24 protein-coding genes are annotated in these 23,196 nt (G+C 41.7%); 4 read left to right on the top strand and 20 right to left on the bottom strand.

The annotated features are described in order from the left end of the window. Window positions 1-218 precede the first annotated feature (218 nt). Both EV207_RS05235 and EV207_RS05240 read right to left on the bottom strand, forming a co-directional pair. Window positions 219-1,247, bottom strand: coding sequence for a SepM family pheromone-processing serine protease (locus EV207_RS05235; RefSeq protein WP_132744386.1), 1,029 nt, complete (start codon window positions 1,245-1,247; stop codon window positions 219-221). Then, window positions 1,244-2,032: a patatin-like phospholipase family protein gene (locus tag EV207_RS05240; RefSeq protein WP_132744388.1), complete on the bottom strand. Its 789-nt coding sequence runs from the start codon at window positions 2,030-2,032 to the stop codon at window positions 1,244-1,246. The genes EV207_RS05235 and EV207_RS05240 overlap by 4 nt, the downstream gene beginning before the upstream one ends. A 179-nt stretch (window positions 2,033-2,211) precedes the next feature. Here EV207_RS05240 and ylbJ point away from each other — a divergent pair, with 179 nt between their 5' ends. Beyond that, entirely contained in the window at window positions 2,212-3,438 is a 1,227-nt protein-coding gene (ylbJ, locus tag EV207_RS05245; protein WP_132744390.1) for a sporulation integral membrane protein YlbJ, read from the top strand. A 6-nt stretch (window positions 3,439-3,444) separates the two neighbouring features. On the opposite strand, the gene coaD is transcribed toward ylbJ, so the two are convergent. From coaD to ylbD, 6 genes are all read right to left on the bottom strand, one after another. Further along, complete coding sequence (gene coaD, locus EV207_RS05250; RefSeq protein WP_132744392.1) at window positions 3,445-3,936, bottom strand: pantetheine-phosphate adenylyltransferase; 492 nt, start codon at window positions 3,934-3,936, stop codon at window positions 3,445-3,447. Continuing rightward, on the bottom strand, window positions 3,933-4,517 hold the full coding sequence (rsmD, locus tag EV207_RS05255) for a 16S rRNA (guanine(966)-N(2))-methyltransferase RsmD (RefSeq protein ID WP_132744394.1): 585 nt from the start codon (window positions 4,515-4,517) through the stop codon (window positions 3,933-3,935). The genes coaD and rsmD overlap by 4 nt, the downstream gene beginning before the upstream one ends. A gap of 332 nt (window positions 4,518-4,849) precedes the next feature. Then, window positions 4,850-5,128: a YlbG family protein gene (locus EV207_RS05265; protein ID WP_132744398.1), complete on the bottom strand. Its 279-nt coding sequence runs from the start codon at window positions 5,126-5,128 to the stop codon at window positions 4,850-4,852. A 38-nt stretch (window positions 5,129-5,166) separates the two neighbouring features. After that, window positions 5,167-5,604 carry a YlbF/YmcA family competence regulator gene (locus EV207_RS05270; RefSeq protein ID WP_132744400.1) on the bottom strand — a complete coding sequence of 146 codons (438 nt, stop codon included), beginning with the start codon at window positions 5,602-5,604 and terminating at the stop codon, window positions 5,167-5,169. A 114-nt stretch (window positions 5,605-5,718) separates the two neighbouring features. After that, complete coding sequence (locus EV207_RS05275; RefSeq protein ID WP_132744402.1) at window positions 5,719-5,982, bottom strand: YlbE-like family protein; 264 nt, start codon at window positions 5,980-5,982, stop codon at window positions 5,719-5,721. Between the two features lie 12 nt (window positions 5,983-5,994). Continuing rightward, on the bottom strand, window positions 5,995-6,426 hold the full coding sequence (ylbD, locus tag EV207_RS05280; RefSeq protein WP_165886837.1) for a spore coat protein YlbD: 432 nt from the start codon (window positions 6,424-6,426) through the stop codon (window positions 5,995-5,997). Window positions 6,427-6,574: 148 nt separating this feature from the next. On the opposite strand from ylbD, the gene EV207_RS05285 reads away from it, so the two are divergent. Next, the gene (locus EV207_RS05285; protein ID WP_132744406.1) at window positions 6,575-7,102 is read left to right on the top strand and encodes a PaaI family thioesterase; all 528 of its coding nucleotides are present in this window, start codon (window positions 6,575-6,577) and stop codon (window positions 7,100-7,102) included. A gap of 50 nt (window positions 7,103-7,152) precedes the next feature. On the opposite strand, the gene EV207_RS05290 is transcribed toward EV207_RS05285, so the two are convergent. Further along, a complete protein-coding gene (locus EV207_RS05290; RefSeq protein WP_165886838.1) occupies window positions 7,153-8,349 on the bottom strand; it encodes a M20 family metallopeptidase in 1,197 nt (398 codons plus the stop codon). A 122-nt stretch (window positions 8,350-8,471) separates the two neighbouring features. Further along, window positions 8,472-9,479 carry a CAP domain-containing protein gene (locus EV207_RS05295; RefSeq protein WP_243646954.1) on the bottom strand — a complete coding sequence of 336 codons (1,008 nt, stop codon included), beginning with the start codon at window positions 9,477-9,479 and terminating at the stop codon, window positions 8,472-8,474. A 340-nt stretch (window positions 9,480-9,819) separates the two neighbouring features. On the opposite strand from EV207_RS05295, the gene EV207_RS05300 reads away from it, so the two are divergent. Next, entirely contained in the window at window positions 9,820-10,179 is a 360-nt protein-coding gene (locus EV207_RS05300; protein WP_132744410.1) for a YugN family protein, read from the top strand. 54 nt (window positions 10,180-10,233) lie between these two features. Here EV207_RS05300 and EV207_RS05305 read toward each other — a convergent pair whose 3' ends face one another. From EV207_RS05305 to cyoE, 8 genes are all read right to left on the bottom strand, one after another. Then, the gene (locus EV207_RS05305; RefSeq protein WP_132744412.1) at window positions 10,234-10,749 is read right to left on the bottom strand and encodes a GNAT family N-acetyltransferase; all 516 of its coding nucleotides are present in this window, start codon (window positions 10,747-10,749) and stop codon (window positions 10,234-10,236) included. Between the two features lie 96 nt (window positions 10,750-10,845). Then, the gene (locus tag EV207_RS05310; protein WP_132744414.1) at window positions 10,846-11,307 is read right to left on the bottom strand and encodes a DUF420 domain-containing protein; all 462 of its coding nucleotides are present in this window, start codon (window positions 11,305-11,307) and stop codon (window positions 10,846-10,848) included. A 17-nt stretch (window positions 11,308-11,324) separates the two neighbouring features. After that, complete coding sequence (locus EV207_RS05315) at window positions 11,325-12,194, bottom strand: cytochrome c oxidase assembly protein (RefSeq protein WP_132744416.1); 870 nt, start codon at window positions 12,192-12,194, stop codon at window positions 11,325-11,327. A gap of 182 nt (window positions 12,195-12,376) precedes the next feature. Further along, the gene (ctaF, locus tag EV207_RS05320) at window positions 12,377-12,700 is read right to left on the bottom strand and encodes a cytochrome c oxidase subunit IVB (RefSeq protein ID WP_341539792.1); all 324 of its coding nucleotides are present in this window, start codon (window positions 12,698-12,700) and stop codon (window positions 12,377-12,379) included. Window positions 12,701-12,703: 3 nt separating this feature from the next. Then, window positions 12,704-13,324 carry a cytochrome (ubi)quinol oxidase subunit III gene (locus EV207_RS05325; protein ID WP_132744418.1) on the bottom strand — a complete coding sequence of 207 codons (621 nt, stop codon included), beginning with the start codon at window positions 13,322-13,324 and terminating at the stop codon, window positions 12,704-12,706. Window positions 13,325-13,327: 3 nt separating this feature from the next. Beyond that, entirely contained in the window at window positions 13,328-15,220 is a 1,893-nt protein-coding gene (ctaD, locus tag EV207_RS05330) for a cytochrome c oxidase subunit I (RefSeq protein WP_132744420.1), read from the bottom strand. A gap of 31 nt (window positions 15,221-15,251) precedes the next feature. After that, entirely contained in the window at window positions 15,252-16,274 is a 1,023-nt protein-coding gene (gene coxB, locus EV207_RS05335; RefSeq protein ID WP_132744422.1) for a cytochrome c oxidase subunit II, read from the bottom strand. A gap of 172 nt (window positions 16,275-16,446) precedes the next feature. Next, window positions 16,447-17,382 carry a heme o synthase gene (gene cyoE, locus EV207_RS05340; RefSeq protein WP_132744424.1) on the bottom strand — a complete coding sequence of 312 codons (936 nt, stop codon included), beginning with the start codon at window positions 17,380-17,382 and terminating at the stop codon, window positions 16,447-16,449. A gap of 272 nt (window positions 17,383-17,654) precedes the next feature. On the opposite strand from cyoE, the gene EV207_RS05345 reads away from it, so the two are divergent. Continuing rightward, a complete protein-coding gene (locus EV207_RS05345; RefSeq protein WP_132744426.1) occupies window positions 17,655-18,560 on the top strand; it encodes a COX15/CtaA family protein in 906 nt (301 codons plus the stop codon). Between the two features lie 34 nt (window positions 18,561-18,594). On the opposite strand, the gene pyc is transcribed toward EV207_RS05345, so the two are convergent. Next, window positions 18,595-22,038: a pyruvate carboxylase gene (pyc, locus tag EV207_RS05350; RefSeq protein WP_132744428.1), complete on the bottom strand. Its 3,444-nt coding sequence runs from the start codon at window positions 22,036-22,038 to the stop codon at window positions 18,595-18,597. Then, complete coding sequence (gene ftsW / locus EV207_RS05355; protein WP_132744430.1) at window positions 22,019-23,179, bottom strand: putative lipid II flippase FtsW; 1,161 nt, start codon at window positions 23,177-23,179, stop codon at window positions 22,019-22,021. The genes pyc and ftsW overlap by 20 nt, the downstream gene beginning before the upstream one ends. Between the last annotated feature and the right edge of the window lie 17 nt (window positions 23,180-23,196).

Raw genomic sequence — 23,196 nt, forward strand, 5'->3', positions numbered from 1 at the left:
AGTCTTCTTTATACTTTAATATGTTTTATGTTCGCTAAAGCGAATAGGCGGAATAAAGTATAAGTGCGACTAAGGCTTTCACCATTATGTGCTTGGTGAAAGCCAAGTCTTCTTTATACTTTAATATGTTTTATGTTCGCTAAAGCGAATAGGCGGAATAAAGTATAAGTGCGACTAAGGCTTTCACCATTATGTGCTTGGTGGAAGCCAAGTCTTCTTTATTTCAATGTGTTCAAATACTTTACCGCATCGTCGAACGTGCTGACAGGGACGATTTTCATGTCTGTACCAATGTCCTTTGCTGCTTCCTTGGCGTCTTTCGCTTCGTGATCAGCTGTCGGCGCGAAGAAAATCTGTGCGCCTGATTTATCTGCGCCAACGACCTTTTCTTTAATTCCGCCGATCGGACCCACCTTGCCGTCCATTTGGATGGTTCCGGTACCCGCTATTTTAAAGCCTTTTGCTAAATCATTATTAGTCAGCTGATCATAAATTTCTAACGTCATCATCAGACCAGCTGACGGACCGCCAATATTTTTAATATCAAAGGAGATTTTCGGTTTCACCTCAATATCACGTTCATTGCTTTGGATAATCCCAATGCCGTACTTCGTTTTTCCTTGTGTCAATTTACCTGGGAATTTCCCGACATCAACATTAACCGTCTTCACTTTCCCGTCCCGTTTGATTTTCAATGAGAGACTGTCATCTGGTTTTAATCCTTTTACAAATGGCTGGAGGTCCTTTATCGTTTCGACTTTTTTACCGTTCGCTCCTACTATAATATCCCCCTCTTCTAATTCCTTAGCGGCAGGCATATCGGAAATAACATTTAAAATTAAAATCCCTTTATTATTAATCTTAGGTTTCTTCCCAGCAGCTTTATAGGCGACATATGTTGCTGTTTCCTGTGCATCCACCATATAATTTTGCTGTCTTAAGGCATATTCTTTCTGATTTTCATCAGGAAGTTTGACGTTCTGTGCCTTAAGAAGATTCGTATAGTCATTGCCATCATATTTTGCCCATAGATATTGGTAGACATTTGCTGCACCGACATATATGTATACAAGCATGAACTGACCGTTAACTTTGTGGCCGTCCTTTACTTTGATAATCCCATTAACCGATTCTGCAGCCCCAGGTTTTTCTACATAATAAGGGAGCTTATAGAAATTTAGTGCAACAGCAATAATTAAGATAATGATTAGCCCATAAAAAGTGATCGTACGACGCTTAGATTTCAAATCGATTGCTCCTTCCAGTTCTTTATTGCATTAAGGATTTCAGGAAGCTGTTCCCTGGCAGTATCTTCCCCTATTTTAATGATTTCATCGATGCTTGTGAATGCTTTTGAATGGAATTGTCCCACGTTTGGCCTAATCACAACATCTGCATTCAACTCCTGTGACTTCACCATTTCCTCTTGCATAATGTCGATGCTCTGCATAATCACGTCGTAAATCGAGGATATTTCAGGCTGCCTTTTAAATCTTGCTACATCCACACCAATAACGATGTCGGCACCCATATCCTTTACAACGGTGACTGGAACCCGGTCAATGACACCGCCATCCACAAGCAATCGCCCGTTTTTTTTAACTGGCGTAAATATTCCCGGTATCGATATGCTTGCTCTTACGGCCTCATAAAGATAGCCTTCATCAAAGACAACACGCTCACCAGCCAGTAAATCAGTTGCGACGATCTTTAATGGCGTCTGGCAATCCTTAAAAGTTTTATTGTGGGTTATGGCTTTTATAAGCGATGTTACCTTTTTCCCGGACACAAATCCCATTCTTGGGAAAATAAAATCGAGATAGTGCTCTCTTTTAAAAGTCATCGCCATTTTATACATACTATCATATCGGTGTCCCACGCTGTATAAAGCGCAGACAAGCGCTCCTATGCTAGAACCGGCGAGATAATCAATAGCTATTCCTTCTGCTTCAAGAACCCTTAGCACTCCCGCATGGGCAAAACCTTTGGCCCCGCCTGAACCTAGTGCGATCCCAATTGTTGGTTTCATTATGATCTACTCCCCTTCGGCAGGTCTAAAATATAAGTCTCCTTCGTATATTTAATTTAGGGACAGGTTCGTTCCTTGCTCCTTATTATATGCCTATGTAAAGAAAACTTGGCTTATCGCCAAGGTTAAAAATGGCGAAAGCCTTAGCCTGCACCATGTACGCCAGAAAGGAGTATCCATCGTTGAATGCTTCCAAAGTCAAAACATATGTATTAGCACTTAGTGCTTTATTTATTGCTGCAGCAATCGTTGCCTTTCCAAAAGTTTCGGTTGATGCATCATTGAAAGGGCTGACATTGTGGTGGAATGTTGTTTTCCCATCTTTGCTCCCCTTCTTCATTGTAGCAGAACTATTGATCGGTTTCGGTATCGTGACATTTATCGGTGTATTATTTGAACCGATCATGCGTCCTATTTTTAAGGTTCCGGGTGTCGGCGGATTTGTTTTTGTTATGGGACTCGTATCAGGATTCCCTGCGGGCGCCAAGTTTTCAGCCAGACTTTATGAAGAAAAAAAGTTGACCAAAACCGAAGCTGAAAGGCTCGCAAGTTTCACCAACTTTTCGAATCCTTTATTTTTATTCGGGGTTGTGGCATACGAATTTTTTCACCACCCCGCTTTGGGCATTGTCTTCGCCTTAGCCCATTACTTGGGCAATATTTGTGTTGGTTTGATCATGCGTTTTTATAAACCGCATGAAGCCGATGAAAGCAACGGAAAGGATACTAAACGCCTGTTTTACGGCAAGGTCATTATCGATGCTTTAAGGAAAATGCATGAAGAACGGCTAAAAAACAGAAAACCCGTGGGTAAAATGCTTGGCGATGCTGTCCAGTCATCCGTGTCGACCTTGCTTATGGTAGGCGGTTTTATTATTCTCTTTTCAGTACTAAATCAATTGCTTGCATCATTAAATGGGACTGAAATAATCGGTTTTCTGATTCAATACATCTTTGCCTTTGTCCATTTTACTCCGGAACTTAGTCAAGCGATCGTGCCAGGATTATTTGAAATTACCGTGGGGGCTGATAAAATCAGTTCCGTATCCGCTCCTCTTATTGAACAAGTTATTTTGACAAGCTTTATTTTGGGGTTCAGCGGACTGTCAATTCAAGCCCAGGTGACAAGCATTTTGTCCGAATCAAATTTAAGCGCCAAGCCATTTTTTATCGGACGCTTTTTCCACGGCACCTTTGCGGCTATTTTTGCCTATTTCCTCTTCCAGCTTGTTGATATCGATACCATTGGCAGCCGCAACGCTATTCCGGTTTTTGGATTTTTCGAGCACCATCAAACACTCATGTCATTCGTGCCTTATTTGCAGGCCGGATCAATCATTACCCTCACGACCCTTATTATTTATATTTTATCCAAAGCCGTCGTCATTTCAAAGCAAAACCCCCGCTAGGACTTTTTAGGCCTGCGGGGTCCGGAATTTTTCTTTCAGGGCAGCTTCAACATGGTCCGGAACAAGGTCCGTGACAGAGGAATGGTATTTAGCGACTTCCTTTACCATGCTTGAACTCAAAAATGAGTACTTATTGTTTGTCATCATAAAACATGTCTCGATATTATCATCAAGGTTCTTATTAAGCGATGCGATCTGAAGTTCATATTCATAATCCGATATCGCCCGTAATCCCCTCAAAACCACACCGACATTTTTCTTTCTGACGTAGTCAATAAGCAGCCCTTCAAAAAAATCAACTGTGACATTTGGAATGTCTTTGGTTGTTTCTTTTAACAGTTCAACACGCTCCTCAACTGTAAATAACGGTTGTTTTCCCGAATTATGTAATACCGCAACAATAACATGATCAAATATTTTAGCACCGCGCTTAATAATATCAAGATGGCCATATGTTACCGGGTCGAAACTCCCCGGGCAAATTGCTATTCCTGTCACTCATAATCCCCCTCATTCTCTTCTCTTAGATATCTATAAATAGAGACGGCTGTTTTCCCGTGGTATGTTTGATGTTTCCATTGTTTAAGTGATGTGGAAAAATACTCAGGCAAGCAAATGGCATCATCATGTTCGACAACGACAATCGCCTCTTCTTTTAGAAGGTTCCCTTTTAATAATAAATTTATTTCTTTGGAAATTTGCTGTTTCGCATAAGGCGGGTCCATAAAGACTAAATCGAATTGCGCTTCTCTTTTGGTCAATATGGCAAGCGCTCTATTAACAGTATTGCGGTAAATATCCGCTTTTTCCTTAAAGTGGCAGCGGCTGACATTTTCTTTAATAGCAGCAATCGCAGGACCGAATTTATCGATAAAAACAGCTTGGTCAATCCCCCTGCTGAGTGCTTCAATCCCTAACCCGCCGCTGCCGCTATACAAATCAAGCGCTTGTCCCCCGGAAAAAAAGGGACCGATCATATTAAAGATCGTTTCTTTGACTTTATCAGTTGTCGGCCTGGTGTTATTCCCGCCAACCGCTTTAAGTGGCCTGCCTTTGCATACACCTGCAATGACTCTCATCGTGATCATTCCTTAAACAAAAATTAAAGTTACAGTTATGTAAAGTGTCGCTCTTATCCTACCACAAAATGTTTGAGAAGCCCAAGCGCCTTAGTCACATTCTTATATACAAAAAATGTATAGGACGTTTCACGCCTGTCAATAATAGGTGTTGACAACATCCATACAGATGTTGTCAAAGACCGCGGAGACTTACGTTTCCCCATAAGTTTTTCCGCCGGTTTCTCCTCTCCCATTGTCTTGGCATACAATCGTATGCGTGAGGCAACCCGCAGTTTTCACTGCGGGTTTTTTTATACCTTAATAAAGTTTAAGCTCGCTAACACGAAAATTTATAAGACAGTTTCTATAACTGGATCCTTTTCACCGAAGCTCTTTTTCTTTTCGTACGTCGTCTTTACTTCTTGTAAATATGATCGCTCTACATCTCTAATATATTTTATTGATGCCAGTTCGGAAATAATTTTGTCTAGCTGGCTGCTGTCACAGTAGAGCACAGCATATTTCATTTTCTTTGAAACATAATGAACATGTCCAAATTTCCGCAGCGTCCTAACATGCTTTAAGTTATTCAGCCAAACGATTAAGCCTGATCGATGTCCTAATATCATTTTTTTTGCTCCTTGCTTAGATTGCATTCTTTATCCGGCTAATGACAGCCGCACGCACCGCCGCTGCCGCATCCCCCGCCGCAGGCTTTGTCAAAAAAGGGATCGCCGGTTGGTACTTTAACTGATTCTGATACAGCTCTGGCAATATGAAGACTGATCTCGTTCAGCAATTGTTCCATTTGTTCCTCAGCTTTCTTGTAAGTCGATATCGCGTCATTTAGATCGACATCTCTTTTTATATCCATCATCTGTTTGATGACTGTTTTATAATCTGGATGATACTTACCGAAGCGCTGCACTTCATCGTATTTTTCTCTTATTATAAGAAATTCGCTGATCAAAGATTGGGCATCTTCATCGCTCTCCAGTTTATCCTTTAATCTGCGATAAGTTAAATACACATCAGAGTGTTTCAACATGTCAACCAGTCCATCAGTTTCATCTAATACAGAAACATGGTCCATGGTGGCAATCATCCTATCACCTCCACCTTTATTTTATCATGTGTCCACAAAAATGCCATACTTTCGACACTTCCGCTTGTAAAAGAAAAAAACTGATTACCGCTAATCAGCAATCAGCCTTTCATTCTAATCTTTACTTTCCTTCTTGCCTTCCTCTTCACTGCCCATTACCGCGGCCATGTCAAAAAGCATGGAAAGGAAATCGACTCTTTCATTAAAACGATCTATTTTTTTGGAAAAGGTTCTGCCAAAGAAATCATCTGCCTCTTGTTTAAAATTGGGGAAATCACCAGGCGCACGGCTTAATTGGCGGTACCATTCCGGGTGCATTCTGAGAAAATACTTAAGCTCCGACTGCTGATCAAGATAATATTGAATATCATTCCTCATGAGTTTATCACTCTAATCCCTCTTATACATATAAGGTTGGTTTTCATAGGTTTGACTTTGAGTTTGGTACCCTTGTGTCGGTTGAGAGATGTACGACTGTCTCATCAACCCTGTATCTTTTTTCGGCTGAAATTGTACGATTAAATCCTGTATATTATTGAGCGCACCATTAAGAAGTTCAAGTCTTTCTTGCAAATTATTCGTATCAATATCATTTATAAAGGACAGAATTTTTTTAAAGCCGTCTCCAGATGAACTTTTTTCACTCTTCGTTTCTATGCCATACGTTTCCCATATCTCATGGTCCTCTCCAAAAAGCACCCATTCCTCAAAGATGTCATTCCATGTTTTATCTTGTTCTTTTACACCTTTAACTAATTCGGGATGCTCCTGAACAAAGCGTTTGAAGGCTTTTATCGACTCAGCTGTTTTCTCCCTAGCCACGACCACCCCTCCTTCTGCTGGCACAAAACTAACCTATTACATCATAAGATTAGAAAAGGCTCTGGGTGAGCCCATTTTCTTAATTTACAAAGATTGATAAAATGAGAACAGTGATTAAAACTATCTTTACAAAAAAAGAGGGATTAACATGAGGGCAGATGAAAAGTCAGCGGTCAATGACCTATTAAAAAAAGTTTTAGAAGAGGCAAATAGGGAGGAATTAGATGTCCTTGAACAGCTTCTTAACGGTATCAGAGCAAAACAAACCAAACAATCCCGTACATACATTAACGGGGTTCTAGAATATAAGGGCGGATTAACCGGGGAGGGCACCTATGAAGCCGAAATCAAGCTGAACCCCTTCATTATGAATCCGTTAAATATCGTTCACGGAGGAATGACCGCAACGTTCGCTGATACCGCCATGGGAACTTTAGTTAACGATATCCTTGGCCAGGACATGACAAGTGTTACTTCCGAGATTAAGGTGAATTATTTGAAGCCTGCGGCAGGTGATACATTAAAATGCAAGGCAATAGTTGTCCATAAGGGAAAGAATCTTTGCTTCGTCACCGCCGATATTTTATCCGACCGAGGCAAACTTGTGGCCCATGCCAGCGGATCTTTTTTTATCGTTCCTGTCCCAAAAGGGTTAACTAAAAATAGTTCTATGTAAAAGAAGAGACCGTCGGCGTACGGTCTCTTCCAGCCATTTATATGACCTCATCACTTTTCCTCCCCGTAAGATAAGAAATGATGCGCTGCCCTGACAAAGATATTGATCCCCTTTTCCAAAGCCGCCTCGTCAATATTAAAGCGTGCATGGTGATGCGGATATATCGCATCCTTTTCCTTATTCCCAGCACCAACATAAAAGAATGCTCCAGGAACTTTATTTTGGTAAGCAGAAAAGTCTTCTCCAGCCATGTTTTTCTGATCATAATCCAGAGCACCATCGCCGTAAACTTCCCGAACGGTGTCCTCTACCATCTTCGTGACCTCTTGATCATTAATGACAGGGCGGTAGCCTCTTTCATACTTGAATGTGTATGCCGCACCATGAGCCTCAGTGACGCCCTTAATAACACGTTCCATTAATTCGGGAACCATTTCCCGTAATTCAGGATTCAAACTTCTTACGGTACCGCAAATGTCAACAGAACCAGGTATGACATTGTGAGTTGTCCCGGCTATAAATTTGGTAACCGAAATAACAAGATTTTCTAAAGGATCAATATTCCTCGCAACAATATGTTGAAGATTAGTTATCGTTTGCGAAGCTACTGCAATGCTGTCTATTGTTTGATGCGGCATAGCAGCATGGCCGCCTTTACCTTCAATGGTCAAATAGAAGGTGTCTGGCGATGCCATCATCGGACCATAAACGATGCCAATTTTCCCGTATTCAAGAGGAGACCATAGGTGGGTGCCAATTACCCAGTCGACATTGTCCATTACGCCTGTCTCGACTAATTCTTCCGCACCGCCGGGGAAAAGCTCTTCGGCGTGCTGAAAAATCAATTTCACGTTGCCGTGGCATTCATCTTTCATTTGAGACAGGATCTTAGCTGTCCCAAGCAACATGGCGGTATGACCGTCATGACCGCAGGCATGCATGACACCATCATTTTTTGACGCGTAGTCAAGTGTATTCTCCTCTTTTATTGGGAGGGCATCAATATCCGCACGTATTGCTAATGTTTTTCCAGGATAACGTCCATTTATCACACCAACCACACTCGTTCTGGCAGGCCGTGACAGCTCGATATTTCCAAAGGATTGCAGGGTTTCGTAGACAAACTGGGCGGTTTCAACTTCATGATAAGATAATTCTGGGTGTTCATGGAGATAACGCCGCCATTTAACCACCTCAGGTAAGATGTCTTTAATCTTGTCGCTTAATTGATGTGTTTGTTCAATCATCACTCACCCCTCCATTCCCACATGACTATTGAATGTTCTGATAATATTATAGTTGAAATAATCATTATTTACCAACCCGATGGGTAAGTGAAAAACCAACCCCCGAATGAGAGAGTTGGTTATTATTGTTGAAAAGGGTGGACAAAATCTTGTGTATAATAGTCGTGGTATACACCGACACCTAATTCTGTAAACATATCACTTAACATGTTTTTACGGTGCTCTTCACTATTAAGCCATCCCAAAACCACGGCACTGGCGTCTGTGTACTGTGCAGCAATATTCTCTCCTGCGGCTTCAAATGAAACACCCGCTTTTTCCAAACGTTTGCTTAGGTCACCTTGCCATTTCGAATCGTGAGAGAAGTAATTTTTGACACTCATTTCTTTACTATGCTGGAATGCTGCCCCAGAAGCGGACGCGCTCCAGTCTAATTGATTGACATTGTAGCGGTGGCGAAGGATATTTGTCATGTCAAAAATTTCTTTTGCCGTTGCCTGATCAATTGCCTGCCATTTCTCATCGGAAAGTTTCGGTTCCTCCGGTATTTTCCCCCGAAAAGTCAAAGTATAAGGCTTTTGTTTAATTAGAACCTCAGGTGTCATATAACGGACACCCATTAGCCGGTCAGTAATATGATCAAAATTGAGCTGCACCCAAGAATCGCCAAATTTTATAAGAGGACGGACCATGAGATCGTCCTCGGTGAACTCAAATTCAATTTTTGCTTGATCGTACTTAAATGATACCGTATCGGATAACGGCACTTTCTTGTAGATATCATCTGAATGCTTTCCTATACCAAAAGGCTCAGTCATTAGTTCTTTTCCTAATGCATAGATGGTTGTGACTTTACCGCTATCATTATCCAACCCTATTTGTACATAAGATTCTGTACCGATGCCATACACCCACCATTTGTAACCATAAGGTGTCGGGTCAATCCTCTCAGGCTTTCCGAATTTCTTTTGTATGTCGTTTTTCGTTTTTCCCATAAAAGTGTAAAGCCCTTTGTCAGGTACTTTAAAACCAGTTTGGGTCGGCCCGTCCGCTAAGTTGTCTGTTTTCTTCGGGTCCATGTCTTTTGAAGGTGTTCCGGATAAATTGAATAAAAACGTAAATGCAAACACAAACACCGCTATAATTAGAATTAGAACATTCGTTTTACGCGAGACGGCTCACTCCCTTTCTTACTTGATTAGTTATATTATATCAACGATTCATATGAAAAAGACACCAAAACGTTGTCATTAACAATAGTTTAACAACTAAACAACGAATTTAACGAAGCCCACACGACAAGAATGGAACTTCCCCTGGGCTCTAGACTTAGTTTTACCACTTTCTTCCCATTCAAAACGATTGATTCCCTAGTGCTCCATCCGAAATACGCGCTTAAAACATTGCAATTCGCCTTTTTTCGTACTATTATAAAAATGGAGACTAAACTGATTGTAAGGAGGTCAAGATATGAAATTTGAAGAATTCGATTTAGAAGGCATTGTTTTACCCTTCCCGGAGCTCGAGCATATCATGTCCAAAGCTGGTTTCCTTCGAGGCGGTCCATGGGATTGGGAACGGGTGACCTACGATTTTAAGTTTGAAAACAAGAATGATGGAAGCATCTATTATCTGCGCTTTCCTGTTGTCGCTGTGGAAAGTGAAATTGAACGGAATGATGCTCACGTGAAGCTTTTTACACCTTATTTAGGTAAACATTATTACCCGCATGGCATAGAGTATGATGAAGAATTCCCTGAATATGTCGTGAACATTTGCAAGGATCGCTTGAGTAAGATAAAAGAATCCATAAATGAATTCAGGAGCTAAGGCCTATTACATAATTATATAAATAAAAAAGTGACCAAGCGCCATAGGCAATGGTCATTTTTCTTTATCTGCTTTCAATATTTTGCCCATATAAAATTCATCGATTGTCCTATCCTCTAGGACGATGGCCGATTTCCGCATACCTTCCACCCTATAGCCCATTTTATTATATAAATACATTGCATGACGGTTATGTTCCATCACCGTTAGTTCAAGTCTGTGAATCCCCTTTTCTTTTGCCCATTGATGTGTCACACCAAGCAGCTTGGTGCCAAGTCCCCTACCTTGAAATGGCGGCAGAATCCCTATTACGATCGAAGCCCTGTGACGGACCCTTTTCAATGCGCTTCCAAATATGCCTGCATACCCAACAAGCTGTTCTTCATCCTCAGCAACAAAGATGGTTGAGAAACCCTTATTATGAATTTTTTCTATCCGCGCTCGTTGTTCCTCTAAGGTTGTTGATCTCTCCCCGGGTTCATAAAGCATATACTGAGTTTCTTTATCTAACCCGCGACTTAACCGCAAAAAAGCTTCAGCGTCACTGACTGAAATCTCCCTAATGATCATATTATCACCCTTTATTTATTACAGGTTAGAAAATAACTATTCCTAAAAGGACACAGTCATGCCTATAAATAATAAAAACCACCAATAAAGTGGTTTTTATGTCCCGAATATTGCTTTTAGCATACTGATTTCCATTTCCCCCGGCCATAACACAATCAGAAGAACGTAAACAACGATCCCTGTTACAGCTGTTCCAAACCAAATGACAGCAGTATAAGGGCTAATCTTCCTGTGAAGGGCAAATTTCTTTTTGATTGCGAGAGTAATGCTGATCACTCCCATAATCCCGCCTGTCGTTGCCAAAATAATGTGAAACACCAGGAAGATGGTATATGGCAGCTGCCATTCTTTTGGACCGCCGAATGAGACATTGCCAATAAAGATCGTCCTTGACATATAGATAATAAAAAATGTTAAGGCAAAGCACGAGGCGGTAACCATAAGTTTCTGGTGTCTTTCTTTATTTCCTTTTCTTATGGCATACCAGCCAAATGCAATGAGAATCGCACTAATTTGTATACATGCTGAGCTGATGGTTGAGAGTACGTAAGTTATCATATCGTCATTCCTTTTGCTTAACTAAGCGGATCGCGCGTCACTTCTAAATAACCGTATCCGCTTACTTCATTGTTTTCTTCCTCTTTATCTTGTTTTTTCTGCTTCTTCACCCATTGGTAGAATACAAATCCAAGGGCACATCCATAAACAATTTCCTGCATGATCTTCATGATAACACCGCCTAGTTGCTGGTCGGCCACAGTAGGCAGCACAGCAAATAATTGAGGCGCATCAATATAAGCGCTGTAAATAACCCTTTCACTAAATATAATCAGCGCACACGCAGGTGTTAATAATACCCCATTGGCAAAGATATATCCCATTTTTTGCAGTTCTGAAAGTCCGTCCTTTTCCGGAACGGGGCAAAACACTGGCCACCACATAAAAAAGGCAAACATGATTAAGGCATAATGATAGATCATATGAAGCCCCATGTTTGACGTCATTTGATTAAATATGATGGGGACATGATATATTGAGAAAAAAATATTAAAAAACAATATAGCTATCAAGGGTCTAGTCATAAATGAAACGATGGGGCCAATGATCGGCAATGATATCACTTTTCTTGCCAGCCATGCCGGTGTCCCGACAAGTAATAGCGGCGGCATAGCCAGATATATTAATGCCATTGAAGTCATATGGGCACTGAACAAATAAGTATGCCCAAGTTCCGAAATCGGGCTTCCATAAGCTAAAAACAATAAAAATAATCCTGAAAAAAAGCTCCACATTCGAATGCGTGATAATTGCTCACCTTTATCGCCAAACTTCCTCGTCAATGGACCTATTAGGATCAAATAGATGACCGCCAATATAATAACATATATTATCCATTCATAGTTCCACATTGACAATATTGACACATTTGAAGTTGATGAATTCATCACGGACGACTCCTTTCTATTCCTTCAGCCAAGTCTTTTAGAAATGCTATCTACAACTCATTTTATAGGAACCACCTTTTTCTTCAACACCCTTTTGAAACATTAAAAATAATGACACAAATACAGTTAAAACCCCTCTTCTTCGCAGATCACTTGCGGGTGAGAGGGGTTTTTTGCATAACCTAAGAAATCCATACGATAGAGACAAAAGTTAAAACCGTGATGAAGGCAACTAATGCCCCGCTAAAGATGAACAACGTCGGAAAACCGTGGTCCTTATCCTTCAAATGCATGAAATAATAAAGCTGGAACAACACCTGAACAATTGCAAGGGTAACGATAAAAAATGATGTAAAATGCTTTGGAATGCCATCGATCATAACCGTTCCAAAAGCGAGTAGTGTAAAGATGATCATTAATCCAAAGGAAACAAGATAATGCTGCATTTCACGCTTCCGCTGTTGTTTTTGAATATACATTGTCGTTTCCGATTGTTTTGTAGCCACTTTTTACCCCCCTAATATGCCAAGAAGATAGACAACCGTAAAGATAAATACCCAAACGACATCAATAAAATGCCAATATAAACTAGCGACATAATATTTTGGCGCCGTTACAGTCGTAATGCCCTTTTTAAAACTTTGGATCATCAGAGTTGAAATCCACACCACTCCAAAAAGCACGTGACAGCCGTGAAAACCGACCAGAGTATAAAAGGCTGAAGAAAATGCACTGGTTGTATAACCTAGATCCTCATGCATATACTCTGTAAATTCCGTGATTTCAAGACCTAAGAAAGCAAGACCGAGAATAACCGTAATCCAAAACCACAGCTGCATTCTCCCTAAACTGTTGTCTCTCATCGCCATTATGGCAAAAACGCTGGTTAAACTGCTTGTTAAAAGAATAATTGTGGACAAAAAGGTCAGCGGCATACCGAATATATCTTCAGCCGCAGGACCGCCGCTCGTTTGGTGGCGCAGGGCAACGAAGGTTGCAAACAAGGTACCAAACAAAACCGTTTCTCCACCAAGGAAAAACCAAAAACCAAGGAATTTATTTTTTCCTTCCAAGGTTGATTTTTCTGGATGAAGGGGTAGCGCTGTGACGTTATCTTTTACACTGCTCATCCTCTACCGAACCCCCTTTTCGGTTTCAATAACCTCTTCTTTATGAATATGGAAGCCTGGGTCATCCTTAATAGAACGCGCTAGCATGCATAGGAAGAAGAGAACAACACCGGCACCGGCAACAAATAATGCCGGTTTGCGAACGCCATCATGGGCGCTGAAAATGAAACCCAAACTCGCTATCGTTAAACTGATTGACATCAAGAATGGAACAATTGATGATGACGGCATATGAATGTCACCAACCGGTTCGGCAGCAGTCATTTTGTCTTTACCATCCATTTTTTCCTTCCAAAATGCATCAATTCCTTTAACTAGGGGTGTTTGTGCAAAGTTATATTCCGGCGGCGGTGATGCGATTGACCATTCAAGTGTCCGGCCCTGTTCCCATGCGTCACCTTTTGCTTTTTCACCCTTTACTGCTGAATAAGCAATATTAATCAGCATAACAATCACAGCGAAGAACATTAGGAAAGCGCCGATCGTACTGACCATATTAAAGGCGTCGAACCCTTCACCCTTAAGATAGGTGAAATAGCGGCGCGGCATCCCCATGAGTCCAAGAAAATGCTGGAAGAAAAATGTTAAATGGAAACCAATAAAGAATAACCAGAAGTTTATTTTACCAAGGGTTTCATTTAGATGCCGGCCAAACATTTTTGGCCACCAATAATAAAATCCCGAGAATAAACCGAAAATTAAACCGCCTACAATAACGTAATGAAAGTGTGCTACAACAAAATAACTGTCATGGTATTGAAAGTCAGCAGTTGGAACCGCTAACATAACACCGGTGACACCGCCCATGACGAAGGTTGGAATAAAACCGACGGCGTATAGGTTGGCTGTATTAAAGGTGATTTGGCCGCCCCAAAGGGTGAAAATCCAGTTGAAAATCTTGATACCCGTCGGAACAGCAATTGCCATTGTCGCAATAGCGAATATAGTGTTGGCAGACGGGCCGAGACCTACAGTGAACATATGGTGAACCCACACCATAAAGGCTAAGAATCCAATCAATATTGTCGCGAACACCATCGATGAATAACCAAAAAGGCGCTTTTTCGAAAATGTGGCAATGACTTCAGAAATGACCCCAAATGCCGGAAGGATCAAAATATAAACTTCTGGGTGTCCAAAAATCCAAAATATATGCTCCCAGATAATAGAGTTCCCGCCGTTTGCTTCATTAAAGAAATTGGCGTCAAAGAGTCTGTCGAAGAAAATAAGAAATAATCCGACAGTTAATGCCGGAAAGGCAAATAAAATCAGAACGGCTGTAATGAAAACAGTCCATGTGAATAATGGCAGTCTCATAAATGTCATTCCAGGTGCCCTCATATTAACGATTGTGACGAGGAAGTTGATTGCTCCCATTAGCGTTCCGGCACCGGCAACTTGTAATCCCAATACATAAAAATCCATGCCGTTGCCTAAAAATTCGGATGATAAAGGGGCGTAGGCTGTCCAGCCGCCCGCAGGAGCACCTCCCAAGAACCAGCTGAGATTTAAAATAATCCCCCCCATGAAAAACAACCAAAAACCTAATGCGTTAACAAACGGGAATGCCACATCCCTTGCACCAATTTGCAGCGGGATGACAGCATTCATCAAGGCGAAAATGAACGGCATAGCTGCCAGAAATATCATTGTCGTACCATGCATGGTAATCACTTCATTGTAATTATGACCTACAAGGAAGGTGTTTTCAGGAACAGCCAGCTGAATACGGATCAACATGGCTTCAATACCGCCTATGAGGAAAAACAGCCCGCCGCCAAATAAATATAAAATAGCAATTTTTTTATGATCTACGGTTGAAAGCCATTCCCAAAGCCAGGAAAAAAAACCGCTGTTCTGTTTAGGCTGGGATAGACTATGAGCATTAACAGACACGATGGTTACCTCCTTTTAATCAATATTCAGTCTATTTTTTCACGGATAAGGAAAACAAATAATCCGCCAATGCGTTGATTTGATCGTCTGATAGTTCATCCTCGAATGAAGGCATTTCTGCGCCCGGCTTAATCTTACCAGGATTTTTTATCCATGCTTTTAAATTCTTTTTATTATGCTCTTTAAACCCTGCAATGTTCTCACGGTCGGCAAAATTCGATAGATTAGGAGCGGTTTGCCCGCCTTTTTCGCCTACGGCGTGACAGCTCATACAATTGTTTTTAAAGATCTGCTCCCCTTTTTTGGCTGAAGCGGTCGTTGGCGCTGAAGGACCGTCCTTCATGTCTTTTGACCATTGCTTAAACTCATCCGGGCTAACCGCTTTCACATTAAAATACATGAGTGCGTGTGAAGATCCACAAAGCTCGGCACAGCGGCCTTTATATGTACCCTCTTTATCAGCATCAAGCCATAACGAAGTCGTTTGGCCTGGGTTGGCATCTATTTTACCTGCCAATGCCGGTACCCAAAAAGCGTGAATCACGTCTTTAGATGTCAGCTCAACAACAACTTTTTTGCCTGTCGGGATGACAAGATCTTGAGCTGTCTTAATTTTTTGATCAGGGTATTCGAACTCCCACCAATATTGATGGCCGGTGACCTTTACCTTAATAACATCGTCACCTTTGGCAACATGCGTATCCGAATGTGCGAATGTTTTTGAAATTGTAGGGACAGCTAGGATGATTAATAGAATGATCGGTATGATCGTCCATAATAATTCTAGCTTGGCATTCCCTTCAACTTGCTTCGGAATAAAATCTTCCTGACCGCGCTTCTTACGAAACTTAATAATCGCGTAGGTAAAAAGGACAATAACTACAACCATGACCAGAACCATGATCAGCAAACTGAAGAGCATTAGATCTGCCTGCTCTTTTGCAACAGTTCCCATCGGGATGAGCGTTGATAAACCTTCTTTTCCACATCCGGACAGCAATAATGCTATTGCGAACAATGGAAAGAGGCGAAGCGATAGTCGCCATTTCTTCATGACTTTAAACCTCTCTTTCCCTAAGATAGTTGAATAAATAAAAAATTATAAATAAATTGACCGCAGTTGACTGCAAATTTCCGATTGAATATATAAGTTCCTAATAAATGCGAAGCTTATACCATCTTACAACTTGCAGGCTGCGGCCAATTATACACATAGGTTGTTGATTCTAAATAGCTGCGATAACCATAATAATAAATAAAATCGTCATATAATTCAGTGAAAAGACAAACATGATTCTTGCCCACTTCATAATATCCTTCATATAAAGTCCCGCGATTGCAAATCCCAGCCAACCAAAGCCGAGAACAACAGCAGCAATCATATAGATAGGCCCTAATGTATAAAGGAAGAATGACACAGGCACCAGAAAGGCAACGTAAATAATCATTTGCCTTTTTGTCATTTCAAAACCGGCTACAACCGGCAGCATTGGAATGCCCGCTCTTCGGTATTCCTCAACACGTTTCATTGCCAAAGCCAAAAAATGCGGCGGCTGCCATAAAAACATGATTAAAAATAAAATCCAAGGTTCACCAGAGCTGAATGCCGGGTCAATTGCAGCCCAGCCGATCACGGGCGGCACTGCACCGGATATCCCGCCGATCACTGTGTTGATTGAATGGGTTCTCTTCAACCACCAGGTATAAACAACAACATAAACAAATAACCCTATTAAGCCAAAAACAGCTGCAACATACGAAGCTTGTAACAAAACCAAGATACCTAGGGCGGACATAATAATCCCTGACCAAAGCACTTGTTTGCCGCTTAAGCGCCCTGTTGCAGACGGCCTTTCTTTGGTTCTCTCCATTAATTGATCAATATCACGATCAATGTAGTTGTTCAAGGCGCAGCCCCCGGCCATAACTAGTGCTGAACCTAATAAACCAAAAACAACATGCCAGATGTTATCAAAAAATGACTGCCCCGTAATTTCAAGCGCGAGCCATATGCCAGTAAAGGTTGTTATTAAATTTGAAATCACGATACCCATCTTGAATATTGTTAAAAAATCCTTCCAAGTTCCCGCCGATTTGGCTTCTGATAGGGTACCCGCTTCCATCACTTGTGATGTCTCATAGGATGTCACAGGTTTATTCATAAATCAAAACGCCTTCTTTCCATTATTTATACAGCATCATGTGCACAAAATCCATAGTATTATTTGTAGATAAATGTCTAATCCTGTTCACAAATGAATGATTTACCTCGTATGATATATGTTACGATAAGAAGGAATTAAAAACCATACCATTAATTATTATATACGAACATAAAAGGTTTGTATACTTTGTGAGCAATTGACATAAAATCGACAAATTTACGAATTGTTTAGACTTGAATATTAATGTAGAAGATTAAGAAGGTGTTACTATGGATCGAATATTACGTTGGCTCAGTGTCCTAACCTCTTTTGTTGTGTTACTTGTCGTTTTAATGGGCGCACTTGTAACGAATACTGGTTCAGCTGACGGCTGCGGGGCGACCTGGCCGTTATGTTATGGAGAAGTGATCCCTACCGGTGCACACAAGGAAACCATGATTGAATTCAGTCACAGGGCCGTTGCGGGATTGGCGGGTATCCTCGTTGTTGTGCAAGCTGTATGGGCTTGTATAAAGTTTCCCAAAAGAAAAGAAATTAAGTTTATGACCATTTCATCCGTGTTTTTTATCGTCTTGCAAGCCCTTATGGGAGCGGCTGCCGTCATTTGGAGCCAGTCGTCGATCGTTCTGGCATTACATTTTGGTATTTCATTACTTTCATTTGCCAGCACTCTGCTCTTAACAATACTTATTTTCGAAGAGCTTAGCTTTAGAAAACGAATGATTCCGGACATTAGCAAAGGGATGACATGGAACTATATTCTTTTAAGCCTTTACTCTTACATTGTTATTTACTCAGGCGCTTTTGTCAGACACACTGATTCAAGTCTTGGATGTCTTGATTTTCCAAGGTGTAATGGCGAATGGGTTCCGGATCTTTACAGCCGAGCGGGGATTCAATATATCCATAGAACGCTTGCCGGACTCATTGTGATTTGGCTGCTCATTACAATTATTATTGTCCTTTTACGCTACAAACGGGAAGGTTATGTGTTAAACGGCACTTTAATCGCATTCCTTTGTGTTGTCCTTCAGGCTATATCCGGTGTCATTGTTATCTATTCACGGATGGAACTGCCATTTGTCCTTATGCACTCCTTATTCGTAACCTGCTTTTTCGCTACCCTCACTTTTGTTGTGATGATTGCTTTGCGAAGAAAGGAAAAAAGGTATTGATCAGCAGACGATCAATACCTTTTTTATACCATTTTTAATTCAACTCAATGAGTAAATCACCTGATTGAATCGCATCGTTTTCCTGTACATGAACTTGTTTGACAGTGCCGGCAAACGGCGCCTGGACGGTAGTCTCCATTTTCATGGCTTCCGTTATAATTAGGTGATCCCCTTTTTGCACTTTTTTGCCTTTTTCAACAAGGACCTTAATAACAGTCCCTGGCATTGAAGCCCCCAGTTGATTAGGGTTAGCTGGATCCACTTTTGGTTTTAGCACTTCTGTTGTTTCAATATTTTTATCAATGATAACGACTTCACGCGGCTGTCCATTAAGTTCGAAATACACAGTGCGTTTTCCATCTCTTTGTGCTTCGCCAAGCGAGACTAGTTTTACAATAAGGGTTTTTCCTTCCTCAATTTCAACTGCAACCTCTTCTCCCAGCCTTAGGCCATAGAAGAATATCGGCGTATCAAGCACTGACACATCACCATACGTTTCCGTTGATTGATGATAGTCCAAAAAGACTTTTGGATAGAGTGCGTAAGAGAGCAGCTCTTCAACCTTCGCCTTACGGTTTAGCTTCTGTTCTAACGTTTCCCTTACATCCCTGAAATCAATAGGATCCAGAAACTTTCCAGCACGGTCTGTCAAAGGTTCTCTTCCTTTTAAAACAATTTGCTGCAGCTCTCTTGGAAACCCTTGATAAGGCTGACCCAGCACTCCTTCAAAAAATGAAATGACTGAATCTGGAAAATCGAGCTTTTCACCTTTTTCAAAGATATCGTCTTCGGAAAAGTCATTTTGCACCATATAAAGCGCCATATCGCCGACCACTTTGGAGGATGGCGTTACCTTAACGATATCGCCGAACATTTGGTTAACCTTGCGGTACATTTCTTTAACCTCTCCCCAACGGTCACCCAAACCAACCGCCTGAGCCTGCTGCTGAAGATTGCTGTATTGTCCGCCCGGCATTTCATATTTATAAATTTCTGAATTAGGCGCCTTCATCCCGCTTTCAAACGGTTGATAGTAATCTCTGACACCTTCCCAATAGTGACTTAGACTATCGAGAGCTTCTATACTGACCTTCGGCTGGCGCTCATGATAGGCAAGAGCGTAATGAAGGGCGTTCGCACTTGGCTGTGAGGTCATGCCAGACATTGACTCAATTGCCACGTCAACAATATCCACTCCGGCATCGATCGCCTTGGCGTAGGTATAAATCCCATTCCCGCTAGTATCATGCGTATGCAAATGAATTGGCAAATCAACAGCTTCCTTAAGTTCTGATATTAGCTGATAGGCTGCCTCTGGTTTTAGAAGGCCCGCCATATCTTTAATGGCAAGGATATGTGCGCCTGATGCTTCAAGCTCTTTTGCAAGGTTTTTGTAGTAGTTTAAATCGTATTTCGTTCTTTGAGAATCAAGGATATCCCCGGTATAGCATATTGTGGCTTCAGCCAGTTTGCCAGTTTCCCGGACCGCATTAATAGCAAGTGTCATCCCTTTAAGCCAGTTCAAACTATCGAACACCCGGAAGACATCCACACCGCCTTCAGCTGCTTCTTTAACGAACAACTTAATTAAATTATCGGGATAGTTCTTGTATCCTACGGCATTTGAGCCTCTTAAAAGCATTTGGAACATGACATTCGGCATTTTTTGACGAAGAATGTTAAGCCTGTCCCAAGGATCTTCTCTCAAGAAACGGAGTGCTGTATCATATGTTGCCCCGCCCCACACCTCAGCTGAAAACAGGTTTGGCACAAGCCTTGCTGCATGTTCTGCGACCCGCGTTATGTCCCGTGTCCTCATCCGTGTCGCCAATAAGCTTTGGTGGGCATCACGATAGGTGGTATCAGTTAAAAGCACCTCTTTTTGGGCTTTAATCCAGTCGACCACGCCTTCTGGACCTTGCTCATCAAGCACTTGTTTTGTGCCGCTCGGCACCTTTTCCGACAGTTTAACGTGCGGGAGTTTTGGTTTATCAAATAAAGGTTTCTTGCTTTGTTTGATGCCCGGAAAGCCATTCACTGTCGTGTTGGCAATATATGTGAGCATTTTTGTACCACGGTCAAGGCGCCTTGGAAACACGAACAATTCAGGCGTCGTATCAATAAATGATGTATTTATATCACCGGCTAGAAATGTCGGGTGTTTGACGACATTTTCGAGGAAGGAAATGTTTGTTTTAATCCCTCGGATTCTGAACTCTTGTAAGTTTCTTAACATTTTAAATGCAGCATTTTCAAAGCTTAATGCCCAAGTCGACACCTTCACAAGCAATGAATCGTAATGAGGAGTTATGACGGCGCCCTGGAATCCGTTGCCTGCATCAAGCCTTACACCAAAGCCTCCGCCAGTCCGATAAGCCATAATCTTACCGGTATCAGGCATGAATTGGTTACTTGGATCCTCCGTCGTGACCCTGCATTGGATTGCATAGCCATTTGGAAGGATTGCATCTTGTTCAGGTATGGCCAAAGGTTTCTCGTTAAGCTTGTACCCTTCGGCAATCCGGATTTGTGATTGAACAATGTCAATACCCGTGATCATTTCTGTTATGGTATGTTCGACCTGTACCCGAGGATTGACTTCAATAAAATAAAATTCGCCATTTTCGGTAACCAAATATTCAACAGTGCCGGCATTTTTGTAACCGACGCTTTTCATCAACTGCACAGCTGAATCACATATGTCGTGTCTGAGTTTATCCGATAGTGTCAGACTGGGCGCTATTTCCACGACCTTTTGATGGCGGCGCTGCACAGAACAATCTCTCTCAAACAAGTGAACCGTCTTGCCATCCGCGTCAGCTAAAATCTGAACTTCGATGTGCTTTGGGTTTTCAATAAATTTCTCAACATACACAGCATCTTCTCCGAATGCCGCTTTTGCCTCGGATTTGGCTCTTGCGTATGCATCATCTAATCCCTGCTCACTTCGGACGATTCGCATGCCCCGTCCGCCCCCGCCTGAAACGGCTTTAATCATGATAGGGTAGCCATGAGTTCCTGCGAAATCTCTAATGGCGTCAATGCCTTGGACGGGACCATCACTGCCGGGAACTACCGGTATTCCTGCCCGTACAGCGGCATCACGTGCCTTAGATTTATCACCAAAAGTCAAAAGCTGTTCAACATCAGGGCCAATAAATACTATGCCCTCTTCCTTACATCGTCTGGCGAACGTGGCATTTTCCGATAAGAAACCATAACCCGGATGGATCGCATCCACCTGATGGGCTTTGGCGATCTCGATAATACCCTCTATGTCCAGATAAGCATCAATCGGCTTTTTGTCCTCTCCAACAAGATAAGCTTCATCAGCTTTATAGCGGTGAAAGGAACCTGAGTCCTCTTTTGAATACACGGCGACAGTCCGAATGTTCAATTCGGTGCACGCCCGAAAGACTCGGATGGCGATTTCTCCGCGGTTTGCAACTAATACTTTTTCAATTTGTTGTGTTGACACGCTCCATCTCCTCCTGTGTACTTTGGTTCTTTCTTCTCATATTTACGAAGGCTGATATATTTATAAGCACCCCAATGGTAAATGTCATGATGACCAAAGAGGAGCCTCCATAACTAATAAAAGGCAATGTCACACCAGTTAGTGGCATAAGGCCTGATGCAACCCCAAGATTAACAAATGTCTGGATTGCTACAAAGCTTGAAATGCCTATTGCCAGCAAACTGCCAAAAACATCCTTACATCGGATGGCGATAACGATCGCTTTAAAAACAAGATAGCCCAGGCAAAGAATAACAAATAAAATGCCAAGGACCCCAAGCTCCTCTCCAATAATCGCAATGATAAAGTCGGTATGAGCTTCGGGCAAGTAGCCCGCCTTTTCTATGCTTTGACCGAGGCCTTTCCCTATCAGTCCCCCAGAAGCTATCGCAATGTAGGAATTGATCAACTGCCACCCATCCCCCTGCATATTAGAGAAAGGGTCGTATGCTGACGATATACGGCTTGCCTGCTCGTTTGTCATAACAAATAAAAACAGAATTAGAATAGCAGACGCAGCGAGGCCAAGCAGTGACATTAAATGCTTAAACCTCATCCCAGAGCACAATATTATCGCTCCAGCAATGCCTGCGATGATCATGGCACTGCCAAGGTCCGGCTGTAAGGCAACGAGCAGGAATAGGATGCTGATCATCACCAAAGGCGGCATGACACCTGTTTTGAAATCTGAAATAAAAGCTTGTTTGTTCGAAAAAACGGAAGCTAAATAAATGATGACTGTCAATTTGACAATTTCAGCAGGTTGAATGTTAAATGGACCAAGCGCTATCCAGGATTGTGCACCGCCATGGGCTTGACCAAAAACAAAAACCAATATTAACAGCAAAATAGAAACCAGAGTAATCGGTTTAACTATGGCCTTATACATTTTATAAGGTATGATCATACCGATAAAACCGCATATGACAGCGACTACACACCATACTAATTGTTTGATGAAAATGTAATCCCCAGATTTCTGAAGTTTCATGATCGCATAGATCTCACTTGCACTGAAAACCATAATCAGGCCAAAACCTATCAGTAAAAGTGTCGTTACAAGCAATGAATAATCATAGTGACGAAATAATTTTTTTAACATGCATTTCACCCGTTATT

The organism is Scopulibacillus darangshiensis, from assembly GCF_004341035.1.
GTDB lineage: Bacteria > Bacillota > Bacilli > Bacillales > Sporolactobacillaceae > Scopulibacillus > Scopulibacillus darangshiensis.